Raw genomic sequence first — 17800 nt, forward strand, 5'->3', positions numbered from 1 at the left:
ATGGCCACCAAAAACACAACCGCCACCCCCCTCAAAACCGCCTCCGTGCTCGCGTTCGAGCGCAAGCTTGACCCCTCCGATGCCCTGTTTGCCGCAGGCACCTGGGCCAGCCGTGGCAACAGCGCCACCTGGGAGCCCGTGGTGGTGCGGGCCAAGTCGGTGCGCGGCACCATCAGCAACCGCCTCAAAACCAAAGACCAGGACCCCGCCAAGCTCGATGCCGCCATTGAGAACCCCAACCTGCAAACCGTCGATGTGGCCATGCTGCCCGCCGAGGCCGACACCCTCAAAGTCAGCTTCACGCTGCGCGTGCTCGGCGGCACCGGCACCCCGTCGGCCTGCAACAACGCCGAGTACCAAAGCGCCCTGAAAGACGCCGTGCAAACCTACGTAGCCGCCAACGGCTTCGCCGAGCTGGCCCGCCGCTACGCCACCAACCTGGCCAATGGCCGCTTCCTGTGGCGCAACCGCCTGGGGGCCGAGCAGATTGAAGTGCAGGTGGCCCGCCTCGTCGAGGGTCAGCCCGAAACCACCTGGACGTTCGATGCCCTGGCGCTTTCCCTGCGGGACTTTGATGCTCCAGAATCCGCAGCGCCTGGCCTGAAGCCGCTGGCCGATGTGCTGGCCCAGGGGCTGGCAGGCCAAAGCCATGTGCTGCTGCAAGTGACCGCCTTTGTGCGCGTGGGGGCGGGGCAAGAGGTGTACCCCTCGCAAGAGCTGATCTTGGACAAAGACAAGGCCGGCAAAAGCAAAACCCTGTACACCGTCAATGGCGTGGCGGGCATGCACTCGCAAAAGCTGGGCAACGCCATCCGCACCATCGACACCTGGTACACCGGCGCAGCCGAGAACGGCCCCATCGCCGTCGAGCCCTACGGCTCCGTCACCACCCAGGGCAAAGCCTACCGCCAGCCCAAGGCCAAAGAAGACTTCTACACCCTGTTCGACCACTGGGTCACCAAAGGCCAGGCCCCCGCGACCGAGCAGCAGCACTTCGTCATCGCCACCCTGATCCGGGGCGGCGTGTTTGGCGACGCGGGCAAAGAGTGAACGGGCAGGCCATGAACCACTACATCGACATGTGCGTGCGGCCGGACGAAGACTTTCCGGCCAGCCAGCTCATGGGTGCGCTGGTCATTCGGCTGCACCGGGCGCTGGTGGCCCACGGCGCGGGCGACATCGGCGTGAGTTTTCCCGAGCACAACGCGCAACGCCTGGGCAACCGCCTGCGCCTGCACGGCAGCCAGCAGGCGCTGGCCGCACTCATGGCGCAAGACTGGCTCAAGGGCATGCGCGACCACCTGGACCTGAGCCCCGCCAGCCCCGTGCCCACCCACGCCAGGCACCGGCAGGTGAAGCGGGTGCAAACCCAAAGCAGCCCCGAGCGCCTGCGCCGCCGCCTGATGAAACGCCACAACCTGACCGAAGCCCAAGCCGCTGAGCGCATCCCCGACACCGCCGCCCAACTGGCCGCCCTGCCCTCGGTGTGGGTGCGCAGCAGCAGCACAGGCCAGGCGTTTCGCCTGTTCATTCAGCACGGCCCGCTGAGCGAAGAGCCCATTTCGGGCGCAACGGGCGCATTCAACGCCTACGGCCTGAGCCAAGGGGCTTCCATTCCCTGGTTCTGACCCTTTTTTGCCCCTTTTTGGAAGGGGTGAAAAAGTTCTTTAAAAATCAACGGTTTGTGACGGTGGCGCGAAAATAGGTGCTGGGCCTTGATTTGCCGATTTCGTCAACGCTGACAAGGACTTAGGAACCTATCTGTCTACCGAACTGCCGCATAGGCAGCTCAGAAATTGTCGAAAACTTTTTGTCATACGCATCATCACCGAACTGCCGCATAGGCAGCTCAGAAAAGGCGAATAACTCAGCCCATGCGCGCGTAGTTCCGAACTGCCGCATAGGCAGCTCAGAAAGCCCCCGCCTGCCAAGGCGCCCGCTGTGCAGCCCGAACTGCCGCATAGGCAGCTCAGAAATGCACCGCAAGACGCTCCGTCGGCGGAGGTTGCCGAACTGCCGCATAGGCAGCTCAGAAACTGCTTCGTCGTCCAGCTGATTTTTTTGCCGGTCCGAACTGCCGCATAGGCAGCTCAGAAAAATCCAAATCAACCGGTCGTTTTCTCGTCCCCCCGAACTGCCGCATAGGCAGCTCAGAAAATGCGCAAAGTTCTGGTGCTGGCCTGGGGCCACCGAACTGCCGCATAGGCAGCTCAGAAAAGAAGGATTTTGCGGATGGAGCCCCGCAGCTGCCGAACTGCCGCATAGGCAGCTCAGAAAAGATTCATAGTCAGCAAGGACGCTGTCAAAACCCGAACTGCCGCATAGGCAGCTCAGAAATGCTCAAAGCCGCTCACGCTGCAGCAGCTGAGCCGAACTGCCGCATAGGCAGCTCAGAAAATTTGCACTATGAAAGCGACCCCTTGAACTATCCGAACTGCCGCATAGGCAGCTCAGAAAATCCCCGCCGCGCTGTACGACGTGGCGTGCGCCCGAACTGCCGCATAGGCAGCTCAGAAAATCTTGGCGACTACGCGGCCCACACCTCCCATCCGAACTGCCGCATAGGCAGCTCAGTAAAATATGTACAGAAGTCCGGCAAGCGCGGCGGCCCGAACTGCCGCATAGGCAGCTCAGAAATCTGGAGCCTCCTGATCCTGAGTCCTCAGGTCCCGAACTGCCGCATAGGCAGCTCAGAAAACTGAGGCAGGGCACGGCCGGGACGTCTGAGCCCGAACTGCCGCATAGGCAGCTCAGAAAATCGATCGTGATGCCCGTGCCGATGACTGCGACCGAACTGCCGCATAGGCAGCTCAGAAATCCCGTGGCCGCTGCCCCCGTGGCCGCGCCGCCCGAACTGCCGCATAGGCAGCTCAGAAATGCTTGAGCTGGACATATACCGGCTCACCGGTCCGAACTGCCGCATAGGCAGCTCAGAAAACCACGGTCCACTGCCGCAGCGGCGTTGCAGACCGAACTGCCGCATAGGCAGCTCAGAAATGCACGTCTTGCGTGTCCATGCGGCCCACGGTCCGAACTGCCGCATAGGCAGCTCAGAAAAGGATGTAGGGTGTATATCCGCTCGTGAGGCCCCGAACTGCCGCATAGGCAGCTCAGAAAAGCCGCAAGGTCGTCGGCAAATACCGCACCGCCCGAACTGCCGCATAGGCAGCTCAGAAAAAAAGACCATTTCATTGTTTGGCATGACCTGGCCGAACTGCCGCATAGGCAGCTCAGAAAAGCTTAGAGGCAATATCCTGGCACCTTCCACCCCGAACTGCCGCATAGGCAGCTCAGAAAAGCATCGTGCTCGTGCAAGTCATCACCGCGCGCCGAACTGCCGCATAGGCAGCTCAGAAATTGCGGCGGTCCTGCGGGGAGACGGCAAGCCACCGAACTGCCGCATAGGCAGCTCAGAAATTGCCCGCGTTGGGCAGCTTGGCAGCCAGGTTCCGAACTGCCGCATAGGCAGCTCAGAAAATGATGACAGCGCGCTGCTCGCCACGCACATCCCGAACTGCCGCATAGGCAGCTCAGAAAGTGCGGATGATGAACTGGGCGGCAGCCTTTGTCCGAACTGCCGCATAGGCAGCTCAGAAACGTCAGGGCATAACTCTGTGCTCCAGCGGGACCCGAACTGCCGCATAGGCAGCTCAGAAATCCATGCGGGTGTCCAGCGTGTCAATGCGCTGCCGAACTGCCGCATAGGCAGCTCAGAAAGTTTTAAAAACGGTCTCCCCGAGATCATCGAACCGAACTGCCGCATAGGCAGCTCAGAAAACCAAGGAAATCAAATGTCTCTCACACTCTCCCCGAACTGCCGCATAGGCAGCTCAGAAACTGGCCCGCTTGCACCCTGGGACAAACAAACCCCCGAACTGCCGCATAGGCAGCTCAGAAAATGCGCGCCACCTCTGCCATGGGCTGCGCCTCCCGAACTGCCGCATAGGCAGCTCAGAAAACCAAGTGCCCCACGTGGCCGCAGTTTGTGGCCCGAACTGCCGCATAGGCAGCTCAGAAAGGCCAGAGCGTGGATGTTCACCCCGCCGCCCGGCTGGTCTTGATGCCTTGCCCGGCGGCCCAGGTGTTGATGTCGTCGCGGCGGATGGCGGCGGCCATCAGGCCGGGGAAGGCATCGGGTGTGCAGGCAAAGCTGGGCACGCCCAGCGCGGCCAGCTTGGCGGCCAGGGCGCGGTCGTAGGCGGGGGCCCCCTCGTCGCTCAGCGCCAGCAGGGTGATGAACTGCACGCCCGACTCGACCAGTTCGTTGGCGCGGCGCAGAAGCCCGGCTTCCACACCGCCTTCGTACAGGTCGGAAATCAGCACCAGGATGGTGTTGCGCGGCTCCTGAATCAGGCCCTGGCAGTAGCCCACGGCCCCGTTGATGTCGGTGCCGCCGCCCAGCTGCACGCCAAACAGCAGGTCCACCGGGTCTTGCAGTTGCTCGGTCAGATCGACCACCGCCGTGTCGAACACCACCAGCTTGGTGGCCACGGCGGGCAGGCTGGCCATGACGGCGCCGAAGATGCTGGAGTACACCACCGAGGCCGCCATCGACCCGCTCTGGTCGATGCACAGAATCACCTCGCGCTGCGGGCGGCGGGCCTTGCGGCCATAGCCCACCAGCGTCTGCGGCACGATGGTGCGGTAGTCGGGCTGCCAGTGGCGCAGGTTGGCGCGGATGGTGCGGTTCCAGTCGATCTCATTCAGGCGCGGGCGGCGGTTGCGCTGGCTGCGGTCCAGCGCCCCGCTGATGGCGCTGCGCAGCGGCTCGTTGAGCCTGGCCATCAGCTCATCGACCACCCGGCGCACCACCTGGCGGGCCGTGGCCTTGGTTTCTTCGGGGATCACGCCCGACAGCGCCACCAGGCTGGCCACCAGATGCACGTCGGGCTGGGTGTTTTCCAGCATCTCGGGCTCCAGCAGCATCTGGCGCAGGTGCAGGCGCTCCAGGGCATCGCGCTGCATCACCTGCACCACCGAGCTGGGGAAGTAGGTGCGGATGTCGCCCAGCCAGCGGGCCACGGTGGGGGCCGACTGGCCCCGGCCCGCGCTGCGCGGCCCGGCCCCGGCACCCGTCTGGCGCGAGCGGTTGTTCAGGCCGTTGGGGCCGTCGGGGTCGTAGAGCGCGGCCAGGGCGCGTTCGATGGCTTCCTGCGCCGTGGTGGGCTGGCCGCAGCTGTTTTTGGCCTGCTCGCCCAGCACCAGCCGCCAGCGCTGCAGCCGGTTGGTGGGGGGTGCGGTCGGGTCGGCAGCGGGGTCGGTGGCTGGGCCGGATGGGCTGTTGGCGGGTGCCGACGTTGATGTCGATGCAGGGGTGGGTGCGGGAGCGGATGGAGCGGTGGTCATGCGGGGATTCCCAGGATCAGGCGCAGCAGGGGGATGGCCAGGGCGGCGCGTTCGGCATCGACATCGGTGCCCATGCCCGCCATGCTGCCGGTGTCGGCAGAGGCGGTGCCCAGGCCGGACTGTCGGCCCCGGCGGGCACGCTGGCCCAGATCGTGACGCTCCGAGGCCGAGAAGGCGGCAAAGCTGCGCCGCACCAGCGGCACCACCTGCATGAAGTGGGCGTCGGTCAGGCTCTCCAGCCAGGCATCGACCAGGCCCCACACGGTTTCATCGTGCAGCAGCACCATGGCGTTGCGGTTCAGAAAACCCTCCAGCCAGTGCGCCGCATCCAGCGGCGGTGCGCCCGACGACAGCTGGCGCGAGAGCTGGGTGGCCGCTTCGTCGCCGGGCCACTGCCCGCCGTCCAGCAGCAGGCGGGTACACAGCCCGCGCAGCAGCGGGTGGGGCAGCTCGCCCTGGGCCATCTGCACCAGCGCCCTGTGCCACAGCGCCAGCTGTTCGTCGCTGTCCTTGGTCTGGGCGTGCAGGCCAATGGCCTCGTGGGCGGCCAGCAGCGGGTCGCGCAGCTCGGTGGCCGCGCTCTCGTTCAGGCCCTGGCAGGCCAGGGGCAGGCCGATGGCACCGCGCGTGATCAGGCCGTCAAGCACATGGGCCAGCAGCGCACTGTCGGTCTGGCGCACGCTGCCGTAGCGGAACACCCGCGCCAGCGGCGGCACGGCCCCGATGAGTTGCAGCGCATCGCCGGTGGTGGCCGCACGCGACTGCAAGCTGGCGCTGACGGCATGCACCGCCGCCTCCAGATCGGCCAGCAGCGCCTGATCGACCAGCGCCGCCAGCGCGGGCAGCGATTCCAGCGTCTGGCACTGCTCGGTGATGCAGGCGGTGGCGGCGTTGGCCACGGTGGAGCCGTAGCGGCTGGCCTCGATCAGCTTGATGGACAGCTCGGGCTCCCAGCGCAGCACCCAGGTCTCGCGGAAGGTGCCCCGGCTGCCCCGGCCACCGCCCAGCCGCCCCCAGGCCATGCCCAGCAGACCCAGGCGGTGCAGCAGGTGGCTGCGGGCCAGGTCGGTGGCGTTGCGCAGGTCGAGTTCGAGCGTGCGCTCCAGCGCCTCGGGTTTGAGGCGCAGGCTTTTCTGCTGCTGCTCCAGGTCGCGCTGCAGGGGCACGGCGGGCACGTCGGGCGGCACCTGGCCCAGGCGCTGGCTCACCGTCAGGGCGCTGTGGATGAGTTGCAGCGGCGTGGCATCGCCCATGAACACGGTGGTGCGCACCGCTTCGTCCATGTCTTGCAGGCCCGGCGTGCTGTGGCCGCGCAGGGCGGCCAGCGTGTCCGACAGCCGGATGGCCTCGATGATGTGGGCCGACGAGCAGTCGATCTGGTGCTCGCGCAGCAGCCGCGCCACCCGCGACAGCCAGCCCGTGGCCCGGTCGGCCTGGGGCGGCAGGTGCCACAGAAAGTCGTACCAGCCGGGCGCGGTGATGCCCGCGCCGTAGCCGCTGGCGCGGGTGAGGTGGCCATACGTCCACGGCACCCAGGTGGCGCTGACCTTGAGCCGGGGCAGCCCCTTGAGCAAGGCCACATCGGCTTTGGCCAGGGCCTTGTCGGCTTTGTCTGCCGCCTTCTCGGCAGCCAGGTGGGCGGCCAGCCGGGCTTTTTCGGCCTTGTCGGCTTGGGCCCGCTCTTTGTCGCTGGCCTGTGCGTCGATTTCGGCGGGAATGAAGGCTGGCACGGTGGCGGGCTTCAGGGCCGGTACGTGCCAGGCACCGCACACCACGGCAATGCGTTGGTGCCCGGCTTTCTGGGCCTCGCGCACGCACTGGCGCATGTGGGCTTCGCGCAGGGCTTCTTCGGCCCGGCCTGCTTCGCTGTGGCCCCGGTAGGCCTGGGGCCAGGTGTCGCGCAGCACCGTCATGGCTTCGGTGATGGCGTCGAACAGGGCCAGCCCGTCGCCATCGGGGCCGCGTTCCTCCACCAGGTGGTTCCACCAGCTTTCGCCATCGGCAAACCCGGCGGCCTCGGCCAGGGCATCCAGCGGGTCGATGTGGGCGGGCAGTGTGCCGTTGTCGTCGGGGGCTTGGGTTTCAGAGGAAATTTCGGCTTCTTCGCTTCCCTCTATGGCGTTGTCAGCAGTGTTTTCTGATGATTCCGGTGGGTCGAGTGGGGCGGCGGTTTCAGCGTCTTCTGTGGCCTCCGTGGCTTCAGTGGCTCCGTCGTTGGCTTCGCTTGATTTCTCTGCGGCTTCCAGCTCGGCCTTCCTGGCATCGTCGCGGGCCTTCTGCTGGGCCATGCGCACGGCCTGGGGCAGGTCGATGAAGCGGGTGGGCACGCCGTGGGTGGTGCCGTGGCGCAGCGCCTGCCACTCGGGCGAGAACACAGTGAAGGGGTAGAAGGCCGCCAGGTCGGGGTGGTCGGTGCTGTGGACCAGCAGCGCCACCGGCGGCACCAGGCCCGCGTGGGTCACAAAGCCCAGTTGCGCATCGGCATCGGGCGGGCCTTCGATCAGGATGCAGTCGGGCTGCCAGTGCGCCAGCGCCCGTTGCAGGCTGCGCGCACAGCCCGGGCCGTGGTGGCGGATGCCGAAGTAGCGGGTGTCTGCGGGCACGTTGGCCGGTGTGTCCGGCGCTGGCACCGGGGCGGTGTCGTGTTCGGGGAGGGTCATGCCATCCTCGGGGTGGTCAAAGTTGCTCGCGGCAGGCGCGGTACAGCTCTTTCCAGTCGGCGCGTTCTTTCACCACGGTTTCCAAGTATTCCTTCCACACCACCTGATCTTGCACCGGGTCTTTGATGATGGCCCCCATCAGGCCCGAGGCGATGTCGTGCGCGTGCAGCACGCCGTCGCCGAAATGCCCGGCCAGCGCCATGCCGCTGTTGATGACGGAAATGGCTTCGGCGGTGGACAGCGTGGAGCTGGGCGACTTGATGCGGGTCTTGCCGTCTTCGGTCTGGCCGTTGCGCAGCTCGCGGAAGATCTGCACCACCCGGCGGATTTCTTTCAGCGCGGGCGGCTCGGCGGGCAGTTGCAAGGCACGGCCCAGGTCGCTCACGCGGCGCGAGACGATGCTGACTTCTTCATCTTCGGTGGCGGGCACGGGCAGCACCACGGTGTTGAAGCGGCGTTTCAGGGCGCTGGAGAGTTCGTTCACGCCCTTGTCGCGGTTGTTGGCGGTGGCAATGACCGAGAAGCCGCGCGTGGCCTGCACCTCGCTGCCCAGCTCGGGGATGGGCAGGGTTTTTTCTGACAGCACGGTGATGAGGGTGTCTTGCACGTCGGCGGGAATGCGGGTCAGCTCTTCAACGCGGGCAATCTTGCCCAGGCGCATGGCGTTGACCAGCGGGCTGGGCACCAGGGCTTTTTCAGACGGGCCGTGGGCCAGCAGCTGGGCGTAGTTCCAGCCGTAGCGCAGCTGCTCTTCGCTGGTGCCCGCCGTGCCCTGGATGAGCAGCGTGGAGTCGCCCGACACCGCCGCCGCCAGGTGCTCCGACACCCACGATTTGGCCGTGCCCGGCACGCCGTACAGCAGCAGGGCGCGGTCGGTGGCCAGGGTGGAGACGGCAATTTCCATCAGCCGCTGGCTGCCGATGTACTTGGGCACGATCTCGAAGCCGTTGTCCAGCCGCCCGCCCATCAGGTAGGTGACGACGGCCCAGGGCGAGAGCTTCCAGTTGGTGGGGCGCTGGCGCTGGTCGGCCTGTTGCAGGGCGGCCAGTTCTTCGGCAAATTGGTGCTCGGCGTGCTGGCGCAGGATGGTGGTGGTGGGGGCGGCTGGGGTTGTTGTGCTGCTGGCGGTCATGGTGGGGTTCTTTCAGGAGGCGGAGGCTGTGGGGTGGGCACTGGGTGCGGTGCGGTCGGTATGGCTGCCTGAGGCGGTGTCGGCCAGCAGGCGGTGCAGCGTCTGGCGCACGGCCACGATGGTGTGGAGGGTGTGCAGCCGTTCGCTCAGGCTGGGGCTGGTGTCATCAACACGGGGCAGGGTGGCCAGCGCATCGAGTGCGCCGGGCGGCAGGGCGCAGGCCAGGTCGGTGATGTGCTGGCGCAGGCTGTAGTCCTGCTGCATGTCTTTCACCAGATGGCCATTGGCACAGTGCTGGTGGAGGACGCTGGCCATGCGGGATGCGACCGCATCGCCCCAGGTGGCGTGCGCAGCCATGCCGCTGGTGCGCAGCAGCTCGGCCAGGGCGGTGAAGGTGGTGCGCGAATCGGTGCCCGTGCCCACGCTGGCATCCCACTGGTTCAGCAGGTGCTGCTCGCGCTGCTCGGTGCTCAGTCTGGCTTGCAGGGCCGTGGCATCGCCCCAGCGGGCGATGCGCGGGTGGGCCAGCAGGGCCAGATGCCAGTCGGGGGCGTGCTGCGTCAGGGCGGCATGCGCCCAGCCGCGCACCAGGGCTTCGGTCCAGTCGCTTTTGTGGGTGGCGGCCAGCAGTTCGGCAGGGGTCAGGCCGGTGTGCTGCGTCCACCAGCCCAGGGGGCTGCGGCGCACCATCTGAAACAGCAGCCAGGCCCGCTGGCCCAGCGACTCGTGCCGGGGGCGTTCGCCATCGGGCCAGTCGGTTTTGAACGGGTCGTCGGCTGGGGTGGGCGTGCTGCCCTGTGCCGCTGCTGCGGTGCCGCTGGCGGCGGCTTCGTCCGGCGGGGCGGGGGGCTCAGGGGGCGCGTCGATGTGCAGCGTCACCGGCAGTGCCGGGCCTGCGCCCAGAGCCGCAGCGGTTTTTTTCAGCAGTGACTTGAGTCCGGTGGCCGCTGCGACCGCCTCCACCACCACCAGCGGGCGCAGCCGCTCGACCATGCGCTGGCTGTAGGCGCTGTCGGGCAGGGCGGCCAGCAGGTCGGCGGCGGTGCGGCGCACGTCCTGGGCGCGGTCTTTTTGCAGTTGCTGGGTCAGGAAGGCTTCGTCGCCGGGGTTCAGGCCCTCGGCCAGGGTGGTGATGAGGCTGTGGCGGTCGCGGGCGGGCAGCTGGCCCCACACGCTGTGCAGCCGCTCGCGGGCGGCATCGGGGGCGGTCTGGCGCTCGGCCAGCAGCACGGCGCGGCGCTGCTCGATGCTGCCGTGCTCCCACTGGGTGTCGGCATCGGCCTGCTCCTGCACGCCACGGCCCCAGGCCCAGTCGTTGTTGAAGCTGGCCAGCCAGCGGCCCCGCTCGCCCAGCACCGGCTGGATGAATTCGCGCAGGGCCACGCTCTGGCGGCCCAGTTGCAGCAGGGCGGGCAGGGCTTCGGGGCTGGCGTGCAGCTGTTGCTGGTTCATGCCGCGCAGCACTTCGGCCTGCAAGCGGGGCAGTTCCATCGCCTGGGCCTGGCTCCACAGCCGCGCCCAGTCGGTGCTGGCCGGGCGACGGCTTTCGGGCGTGGGCTGGCTAGGTGCCGGGGTGGATTCGGTCTGCGCAGGCGCCACCCAGCCCGCCCGTCGGCACCAGGCCAGCGAGCCCGCCAGGCGCAGCAGTTGGCCGGGTGCTTCGGGGTCGGCGGACCCGTGTGCCTGGCGCAACCAGTGGGCCACGGCATCGGGCGTGTGCACCGGCGGCAGGCCCCACGGGCGGCTGGTGCCCACCAGCGCGGCTTGCAGCAACAGCGGCCCGTCTTGGTTGGCGGCGGTGGTGGCCGTGGAGGCCGGGTCCCGCGGTGCGGCGGCATCGACCCAGGTGGTGGCCATCCACTGGCCATTGTTGGCGTACCAGGCCGACAGCGGGTGCAGCGCATGGCCATCCCATTCGCCAAACACCGCCATGGTGTCTGCGCCCGCGTGGGCCATCCAGAGCCAGGCATCGGCATCGGCCACCGCCAGTGGCACCACCCGCTCATCGGCGGTCAGCAGCGACCAGCCTGCGTGGGCGCCCGTGGGCGGACACAGCCGGGCGTGTGCCAGCTGCAGCGGCCAGGTGGGCGACCACGGGTTGGCCGCCATGCAGCGGGCCAGCGCATGCCAGGCGGCAGGCGCGGCCTGTGTGGGCGCGAGCAATGCTTCGGCCCCCGGGACCGGTGTGCCGCTGTCAGGCTCCACCAGCGCCCGCGTGGAGGCCGTGCCGGGGTAAAAGCGCAGCGTGGCCGCGACCTGCTGGCCGGTGTGCCAGCTCTGGGCAAAGCCCTGACCGGCGAAGGCGAAATCCAGCACCAGCGCATGGCGTTGCAGGCGTGGGCTGTGGAACCAGGTGCGGCGCTCGGTCAGGCGCTGGGACGAGGTGGACTCGCGCTCCAGCGCCATCACGCCGCACACCTGCCAGGCATCGCTCACGGCCTCACCGTCGGCCAGCACGGTCTCCTTGTCGATGGGCCAGCCAGCGGCCTGGCGCACATCGGCTTGCAGCGCCTCGGGCAGGGTGTCGATGCGCTGCACGGCATCCACCAGCAGTTGCAGGCTGCCCAGCTGGGCCAGCAGGCGTTCGGGCCCGTCGGTGCCCTGGCCCACCAGCGCCATCGCGTCGGTCAGGCGCTGGCCCAGGCCGGGGGCTTGGGCATCCACCATGCGGGCGGCCATGGCCTGGTGGTTGCTGCCATCGGCCGACAGGCTGGCCAGCCCCTGGCGCAGCACATCGTTGAGCCACAGGCCCAGCTCGGCGGCCCCGGCCTGCATGCGCTGCCAGCGTTTGAGTTCGCGCTTTTCAGCCTGCTCGGCGGCCTTGGCGGCGGTGGCCGGATCGACCGGGGTTGCCTTGGCCGCCTGCGCCGCTTCGGCCTTGGCCTCTTTTTTCTCGGTGCGCTCGCGCCGCGAAGCCAGCCACTCGCTCACCCAGGCGGGCTGGGGCGCGGTGAAGCGGCTGGCATCCTGCGCCTGCAACAGCAGCAGCGCCAGACCGTGTTTGCACGGAAACTTGCGGCTGGGGCACGAGCATTTGAAGCTGGTGCCGCCGCCCGACACATCCACCTGCGTCTGGTAGGGCTTGCTGCCGCTGCCCTGGCACTCGCCCCACACCGCATCGTCCGTGGCTCCCAGCGTGGGCCACTTGGCCGGAGACAACAACCCTTTGGCTGCCTTGCTGCTGGCCTCGTCGGGCGACAGCGTCAACACCTGCGCGGTGGTCAGCGGCGTGCGGCTCATGCCCTGCACCCGTTGCGCTGCCGCTGTGGGCTGGCATGCCCGAGATACCACCGCTTCGCTGTGTGCCTGTGCCTGCCGTTCATCGCCAGAGTCCTTTGGGTGCCGCTGAAGGCTGGCATTTTAGGAGGCGGCCTGCTGCCGATGGGACGCTCTTCTGCTCCAACACCGTTGTGGTCGTGGGCCGCATCGTGTAACTGGGCCTGGGTTTGCACCCTGCGTCAGCAACCATTTGAGAACTGCTGCTGCGGTCAATGAGCGCGCACGCCAGCGTTACCCCAACCGCTGGTCAAAGCACACACACAACAAATTCCGGACAACCTATTTGCCAAAAGTCCGAAAAACACCCACAATTATCGGACAATCATGTCCGATCTCAAGTCCGCTGTCGTGTCTCTCGTCAAAACAGGCGAACCCAGCCATGTCTGGGTTCCGACGGACTTTTCTGCTTTCGGCAGCCGCGATGCGGTTGACAAGACGCTGCAACGCTTGGTCCACGATGGCGAACTGCGGCGGATCGACAGGGGCCTGTACGACAGACCGACCATCAACCGTCTCACCCAACGGCCGACCAGTCCGGACTATCGCGCCGTCATCGACGCCATTGCCCGTCGGGACCAACTTCGGATGCTCGTTGACGGCATGACGGCTGCGAACGACCTTGGTTTCACCGATGCGGTACCGGCTCGCGTCACGGTTCACACCGACGCACGGCGCCGGGCGGTCAAGCTGGACAACCTCATCATCGAGTTCAAGCAGACGGCCCCCAGCCGCCTGTATTGGGCTGGCCGGCCTGCAATGCGTGTCGTGCAGGCCCTGTATTGGTTGAAAGACACCTTCGTCACAGATCGACCGCGAATTCTGAGCAAGTTAAGCGCCTTGCTAGCAGACCCGATTCACGGTGATGTCGTCCGCAAGGATTTGCTGGAAGGCTTCAGTACATTGCCCACTTGGATGCAAAACCTCGTTCGTGAACTGCCGGGATGCAATCCCACGGCGAGCGCCAATGCGAAGCGTCCCCGTCCGAAGAGCGTGATCGGGGAAGCTGCATAAACGCCGAGAAGGATTTCTGGGTCTGCTGGACCCTGGACGCACTGTTCAACGGTCTACCCGCTGGCGGCCCGCGGCGGCTGTTCAAGGGCGGCACATCCCTGTCGAAGGCCTTCGGGCTTATCTCCCGGTTCTCCGAGGACATCGACATCACGGTCTTCCTCGATGACTTGGGTCAGGGCGTCGAAGCGGCAGACCTGGATGCGCTCAGCGGCAAAAAGCGCCGCGCCCGCCTTGACGCCATCCGCGATGCCTGCCAAAGCTATATCGCCGGTCCGTTGACCACTCAGTTCACCGAAATCGCTGCGGCCACGCTTCCTGAAGGACGTTTCCGACTGCAAGCAGACCCCGACGACAAGGATGGTCAAACGCTGCTGTTCTGGTATCCCGCAGTCACGGCGGCCGAAGGCGACTACATTCGCGCCGCCGTCAAAATCGAAGCTGGCGCCAAGTCGGCGCTGGACCCGCACATCGCCGCGACAGTAACCCCATACGTAGCGGCCGATTTGCCCGATCTGGACCTCGCGGTCGGGAACGTAACGACGGTGCGGCCAGAGCGAACGTTCTGGGACAAGGTCATCATCTTGCACGGTCTGCGCCAGTGGTATGACCGCCGCAACGAACTGCGACACCAAGGCCAACGGGTATCGCGTCACTATTACGACATCCATCGACTGGTGCAGGCGGAGGGAGCACCAGTCTGGCTGGTTGATCACGAACTTGCTGCCGACTGTGCGACACACGCCAGACTGTTCTTCGGTAGCCCAGACTTGGGATTGGACTCGGCGGCTGCAGGCACATTCACGCTGACCCCCAACGCCGCAATGCACGACGTACTCGGGCGTGATTACGCAGCCATGTCCGGGATGATCTTCGGTGAGATCCCGCCCCTGGATACGGTGCTGGCCAGCGTCGCGGTTTTGCAGGAGGAGATCAACACCGCAGCCGCCAAACCGGCCCCGGGCAGAGGGCTCTATGCCGTTCAGTGTGGAACTTGACATCAGAAGAACGATGGACAGATGTCGGGTTGGGTCGCTCCCATCCATCGTTTATCGCCTACCTATCGCTTTCTCAAGCGGCGCTGCTTCGGAACACAGCGGAACTCAGCGCCCGGTGAACACGGGTGGGCGTTTCTCCCGAAAGGCGGCTTGGGCTTCCCGGGCGTCATCCGTCTTGGCGATCTGCCCCGTCATGTCCTGCTCGTAGCGGTAGCCATCGCGCAGGCTCATGTCTTCGATCACATTCAAGGTGTGTTTGCCCATCCTGGTGGACACCGGGCTTTTTGCCGCGATGGTGTGGGCAATGGCCATGGCGGTCGGCATCAGTTCGTCGGCCGCCACGCACGCTTCCACGATGCCCAGTCGGTACAGCTCCGCACCATCGACACGCATGCCGGTGAGTGCCATCCGGCGCAGGCGCGAATGCTGGAAAAGGCGCATCGCATGGCGGCACCCGCCCAGCAGCCCGACATCCACCTCCGGCAGGCCCAACGATGCTTTTTCAGACGCCACCAGGATGTCTGCCGAAGCACACATCGCCAGCCCCGAGCCAAGCGCTGCGCCGTTGATCGCCACGATCACCGGCTTGGCGCATTCACGGATGGCGTGGAAGCACTCGCGGGTGCGGCGCGAATGGGCCATCAGATCCCCCGGCCCTTTGATGACGTCTGCGCGCCCTTTGAGGTCGGCGCCGGCGCAGAACACCTTGCCCGCCGCCGTCAGCACGACCACACGAACGCCGTCCATCTCGGAGACGCGGTCCAGCGCCAGGGTGAGCTCGTCGTTGAGCGTGCGCGTCAGCGCGTTGACGGGCGGCGCATTCATGGTGAGCACGGCCACGTGGTCGGCGATCTGCACCTGCAGTTGGGTCAAGTCATTCATGGCACGGCTCCTGTCAGGGTTCGGAAATCACACGGTTTTCAATGGCACCCAGGCCATCGATCTCGACCCGGACAACGTCGCCGGGCTGCAGGAACTTCGGCGGCGTGAAGCCGAAGCCCGCCCCACTGCTTGTTCCCGTGGCGATCAGGTCCCCCGGCTCCAGCGTCATGACGGACGACAGCTCGGCGATCTGGGCGCGGATGTCGTACACCATGCCACCGGTGTTGAGCTGCTGCCGCAGCTCGCCGTTGACGAACAGGCGCAGCGGCAGGTCGTGGGGATCGGCAATTTCGTCGGCGGTGGTCAGCCACGGCCCCATGGGTCCGTGGGTGTCGAACGACTTGCCCAGCGTCCATTGCGGCGTCCGGCGCTGCCAGTCGCGGCAGGTCACGTCGTTCATCACCAGATAGCCTGCGACGAAGTCCAGGGCGTTCTCTGGCGACACATGGCGAGCGCGTTTCCCGATCACCACACCGAGTTCGCCCTCGTAGTCCAGGGCGTTCGACACCCTGGGCAAGTTGATCGGGTCGAACGGACCGTTCAGGCACGACACGTTCTTGTTGAACCAGATCTGATGCTCCGGGGCTTTGCCGCCGCGGGCCAGGATTTCGGCGACATGGTCCTGGTAGTTCAGGCCGATTGCCAGGAATTTTTGCGGCTGCTGCACCGGTGCCAGCAGTTTCACACCGTCCAGCGGGTGCGTCGCACCGCCGCTGGCCTGGGCCAAGGTCTTGAGCGCCGAGTCACCGGCGCGAAGGGCACCGAGGACCGAGGCCTCGCAAACGCCTTCGCAGGCAGAGGTCAAGTCCACGACGGTCTGGCCCACCACCTTGCCGATGGTGGGGCCGGAGCCGGCGTTGAAGGTCACGAGCTTCATGCGGTTACTTTCATGGTTGAACGCAGTTGCCGCTGCAGGTCGTCCAGCAGCGGAGAAACGTCCGCTGGGGCGGCTGCCCCACCGAACACGTAGAAATCCGGTCGCACCAGGACGGCGGTCAGTTCCCGGCTTCGCAACCACTGCAGGGCGCTCGCACCACGGGCCTGGTCGCCAAGAACGACGGTCTGCAGTCCGATGGCCGCGGCGAACCGCTCATGGCGGGCGTCCCAAACGGGAATGGCTTGGTCGTTGTCGACGAGCAGGTGCCAGCCCGCACCGATCACATCGTCCAGAAGGCCGGTTTGCCCGCTCGTGGTCACGACGGGCTGGGGGCCGAGTTCGCCCGCCACCGAATCACGGCCTGGCTTGTGGAGCAGACCGCTTGTCAAGGTCGGGAACTGCGGCAGGGTGGGTGCGTTGCCCGACAAGATGCTTTCGTCGCGCCGGGCCGCTTCCACCGGGTCGGTGATGCAGACCACTTTTCCCAGCGCCACCGCGCGTTCGATGACGGTCTTCACATGCGGCGCACGTTCCAGCTCGTAGAGGTCGAGCGCCGACGCCTCATGGCGCCCGGCCAGCACATCGTCGAGGCGCCAGAACAACGCACGCGCGTCCCGCAAACCGGAACACAGGCCCTGCCCCAGAAAGGGCGGCATCAAATGGGCCGCATCCCCGGCCAGCAGAACCCGCCCCTGTCGCCAGGTGCCGGCCACCCCGGACTGGAAGGTGTAGACGGCCGCGCGGTCGATCCGTCCTTGGTCGGGCCGAATCCATTGCTCGATCATGGGCCACACGTTGCGGTGCTGTGTGATCTCGGCGGCGTCTTCGCCGGGGAGCAGCATCATCTCCCAGCGAACATGCCGTTTGCCCATCCGCCGCATCAGCGTGACGGGACGCGCAGGGTCGCAAATCTGCGCCGCCTCCGGCATGTCCAGCTCGCGGGTCGGATCGTTGGGAATGACATCCACCACCAGCCAGTCCGCCCGAAAGCCCAGGTCTTCCCAGGCAATGCCCGAGGCCTGGCGCACCCAGCTGTTGGCGCCATCACACCCGACGATCCACCTCGCCGTGGCGTTGCAACGCTCCTGCGTGCGCTGGAGGCGGCCGTTCTCATCCGCTTCACAGCGTGACGCTTCGATGGTCACGCCGTCGGCATCCGACCGAAGACCCGTGACTTCGTAGCCCTGGTGCACCTCCACCTGAGGAATCGACTTGACCCGCTGGTCCAGGAGGCGTTCGAGGTCGGGCTGGTAGATCAGGCTGCGGGAGGGCCAGCCACTGACCCCGTCGCACGGGTAGCGGAAGTGATAAAGCGTCTGGCCTGCGGCGTTCAACCAGACATATTCGCCGCCGGTGGGCACCGCCAGGCGCGAAAACGGCTCGGCCACCGACACGGATTGCAATATCCGCATGGCCTCGTGGTCCACCACACACGCTCTGGGCAGCGGATACAGCGAGGGCCAGCGCTCAAACACACCGACACGGTGCCCGGCCTGCCCCAGCATCGCCGCCAGCGCCTGACCGACCGGGCCATAGCCCACGATGGCCACGTCGTACGCCCGTTGCGAGCCGGGTTCGAGGCGGCATTGCGGCCCATCTTTCAATATCGGGTTCAATT

General features: G+C 66.6%; 11 protein-coding genes and 1 CRISPR repeat array. Of the genes, 4 read left to right on the top strand and 7 right to left on the bottom strand.

Annotated elements, in window-relative coordinates; genetic code table 11:
• Both csy3 and cas6f read left to right on the top strand, forming a co-directional pair.
• The gene (csy3, locus tag Q7J58_RS16350) at window positions 1–1050 is read left to right on the top strand and encodes a type I-F CRISPR-associated protein Csy3 (protein WP_304830344.1); all 1050 of its coding nucleotides are present in this window, start codon (window positions 1–3) and stop codon (window positions 1048–1050) included.
• An 11-nt stretch (window positions 1051–1061) separates the two neighbouring features.
• Complete coding sequence (gene cas6f / locus Q7J58_RS16355) at window positions 1062–1628, top strand: type I-F CRISPR-associated endoribonuclease Cas6/Csy4 (protein WP_304830346.1); 567 nt, start codon at window positions 1062–1064, stop codon at window positions 1626–1628.
• 140 nt (window positions 1629–1768) lie between these two features.
• Window positions 1769–4018: a CRISPR direct-repeat array (repeat unit 28 nt; unit sequence CCGAACTGCCGCATAGGCAGCTCAGAAA).
• A gap of 17 nt (window positions 4019–4035) precedes the next feature.
• On the opposite strand, the gene Q7J58_RS16360 is transcribed toward cas6f, so the two are convergent.
• The 4 genes from Q7J58_RS16360 to Q7J58_RS16375 are packed head-to-tail and all read right to left on the bottom strand — an operon-like array spanning window position 4036 to window position 12378.
• Window positions 4036–5346, bottom strand: coding sequence for a VWA domain-containing protein (locus tag Q7J58_RS16360; RefSeq protein WP_304830348.1), 1311 nt, complete (start codon window positions 5344–5346; stop codon window positions 4036–4038).
• Entirely contained in the window at window positions 5343–8006 is a 2664-nt protein-coding gene (locus tag Q7J58_RS16365) for a DUF5682 family protein (protein ID WP_304830349.1), read from the bottom strand. The genes Q7J58_RS16360 and Q7J58_RS16365 overlap by 4 nt, the downstream gene beginning before the upstream one ends.
• Window positions 8007–8022: 16 nt before the next feature.
• Window positions 8023–9138 (bottom strand): AAA family ATPase, encoded by a 1116-nt coding sequence (locus Q7J58_RS16370; RefSeq protein ID WP_304830351.1) that lies wholly within the window; start codon window positions 9136–9138, stop codon window positions 8023–8025.
• A gap of 12 nt (window positions 9139–9150) precedes the next feature.
• Window positions 9151–12378 carry a DUF5691 domain-containing protein gene (locus Q7J58_RS16375; protein WP_304830353.1) on the bottom strand — a complete coding sequence of 1076 codons (3228 nt, stop codon included), beginning with the start codon at window positions 12376–12378 and terminating at the stop codon, window positions 9151–9153.
• Window positions 12379–12741: 363 nt separating this feature from the next.
• On the opposite strand from Q7J58_RS16375, the gene Q7J58_RS16380 reads away from it, so the two are divergent.
• Both Q7J58_RS16380 and Q7J58_RS16385 read left to right on the top strand, forming a co-directional pair.
• Window positions 12742–13428, top strand: a complete 687-nt coding sequence (locus tag Q7J58_RS16380; RefSeq protein WP_304830355.1) for a DUF6088 family protein — start codon at window positions 12742–12744, stop codon at window positions 13426–13428.
• Window positions 13359–14423, top strand: coding sequence for a nucleotidyl transferase AbiEii/AbiGii toxin family protein (locus Q7J58_RS16385; RefSeq protein WP_304830357.1), 1065 nt, complete (start codon window positions 13359–13361; stop codon window positions 14421–14423). Before Q7J58_RS16380 ends, Q7J58_RS16385 begins: the two co-directional genes overlap by 70 nt.
• A gap of 105 nt (window positions 14424–14528) precedes the next feature.
• Here the strand turns inward: Q7J58_RS16385 and Q7J58_RS16390 are convergent, their stop codons facing one another.
• The 3 genes from Q7J58_RS16390 to Q7J58_RS16400 are packed head-to-tail and all read right to left on the bottom strand — an operon-like array spanning window position 14529 to window position 17798.
• Window positions 14529–15305, bottom strand: a complete 777-nt coding sequence (locus Q7J58_RS16390; RefSeq protein WP_304830359.1) for an enoyl-CoA hydratase/isomerase family protein — start codon at window positions 15303–15305, stop codon at window positions 14529–14531.
• Between the two features lie 13 nt (window positions 15306–15318).
• Entirely contained in the window at window positions 15319–16182 is an 864-nt protein-coding gene (locus Q7J58_RS16395) for a fumarylacetoacetate hydrolase family protein (RefSeq protein WP_304830361.1), read from the bottom strand.
• The gene (locus Q7J58_RS16400) at window positions 16179–17798 is read right to left on the bottom strand and encodes a bifunctional 3-(3-hydroxy-phenyl)propionate/3-hydroxycinnamic acid hydroxylase (protein ID WP_304830363.1); all 1620 of its coding nucleotides are present in this window, start codon (window positions 17796–17798) and stop codon (window positions 16179–16181) included. The genes Q7J58_RS16395 and Q7J58_RS16400 overlap by 4 nt, the downstream gene beginning before the upstream one ends.
• Window positions 17799–17800 lie beyond the last annotated feature (2 nt).

Origin of the sequence: Hydrogenophaga sp. (assembly GCF_030656115.1) — a bacterium.
Lineage (GTDB): Bacteria > Pseudomonadota > Gammaproteobacteria > Burkholderiales > Burkholderiaceae_C > Hydrogenophaga.

What these genes read in the sequence shown, in the direction of transcription:
- csy3 (WP_304830344.1), top strand. Translation starts at nt 1, where the DNA reads ATGGCCACCAAAAACACAACCGCCACCCCCCTCAAAACCGCCTCCGTG.
- cas6f (WP_304830346.1), top strand. Translation starts at nt 1,062, where the DNA reads ATGAACCACTACATCGACATGTGCGTGCGGCCGGACGAAGACTTTCCG.
- Q7J58_RS16360 (WP_304830348.1), bottom strand. Translation starts at nt 5,346, where the DNA reads ATGACCACCGCTCCATCCGCTCCCGCACCCACCCCTGCATCGACATCA.
- Q7J58_RS16365 (WP_304830349.1), bottom strand. Translation starts at nt 8,006, where the DNA reads ATGACCCTCCCCGAACACGACACCGCCCCGGTGCCAGCGCCGGACACA.
- Q7J58_RS16370 (WP_304830351.1), bottom strand. Translation starts at nt 9,138, where the DNA reads ATGACCGCCAGCAGCACAACAACCCCAGCCGCCCCCACCACCACCATC.
- Q7J58_RS16375 (WP_304830353.1), bottom strand. Translation starts at nt 12,378, where the DNA reads ATGAGCCGCACGCCGCTGACCACCGCGCAGGTGTTGACGCTGTCGCCC.
- Q7J58_RS16380 (WP_304830355.1), top strand. Translation starts at nt 12,742, where the DNA reads ATGTCCGATCTCAAGTCCGCTGTCGTGTCTCTCGTCAAAACAGGCGAA.
- Q7J58_RS16385 (WP_304830357.1), top strand. Translation starts at nt 13,359, where the DNA reads ATGCAATCCCACGGCGAGCGCCAATGCGAAGCGTCCCCGTCCGAAGAG.
- Q7J58_RS16390 (WP_304830359.1), bottom strand. Translation starts at nt 15,305, where the DNA reads ATGAATGACTTGACCCAACTGCAGGTGCAGATCGCCGACCACGTGGCC.
- Q7J58_RS16395 (WP_304830361.1), bottom strand. Translation starts at nt 16,182, where the DNA reads ATGAAGCTCGTGACCTTCAACGCCGGCTCCGGCCCCACCATCGGCAAG.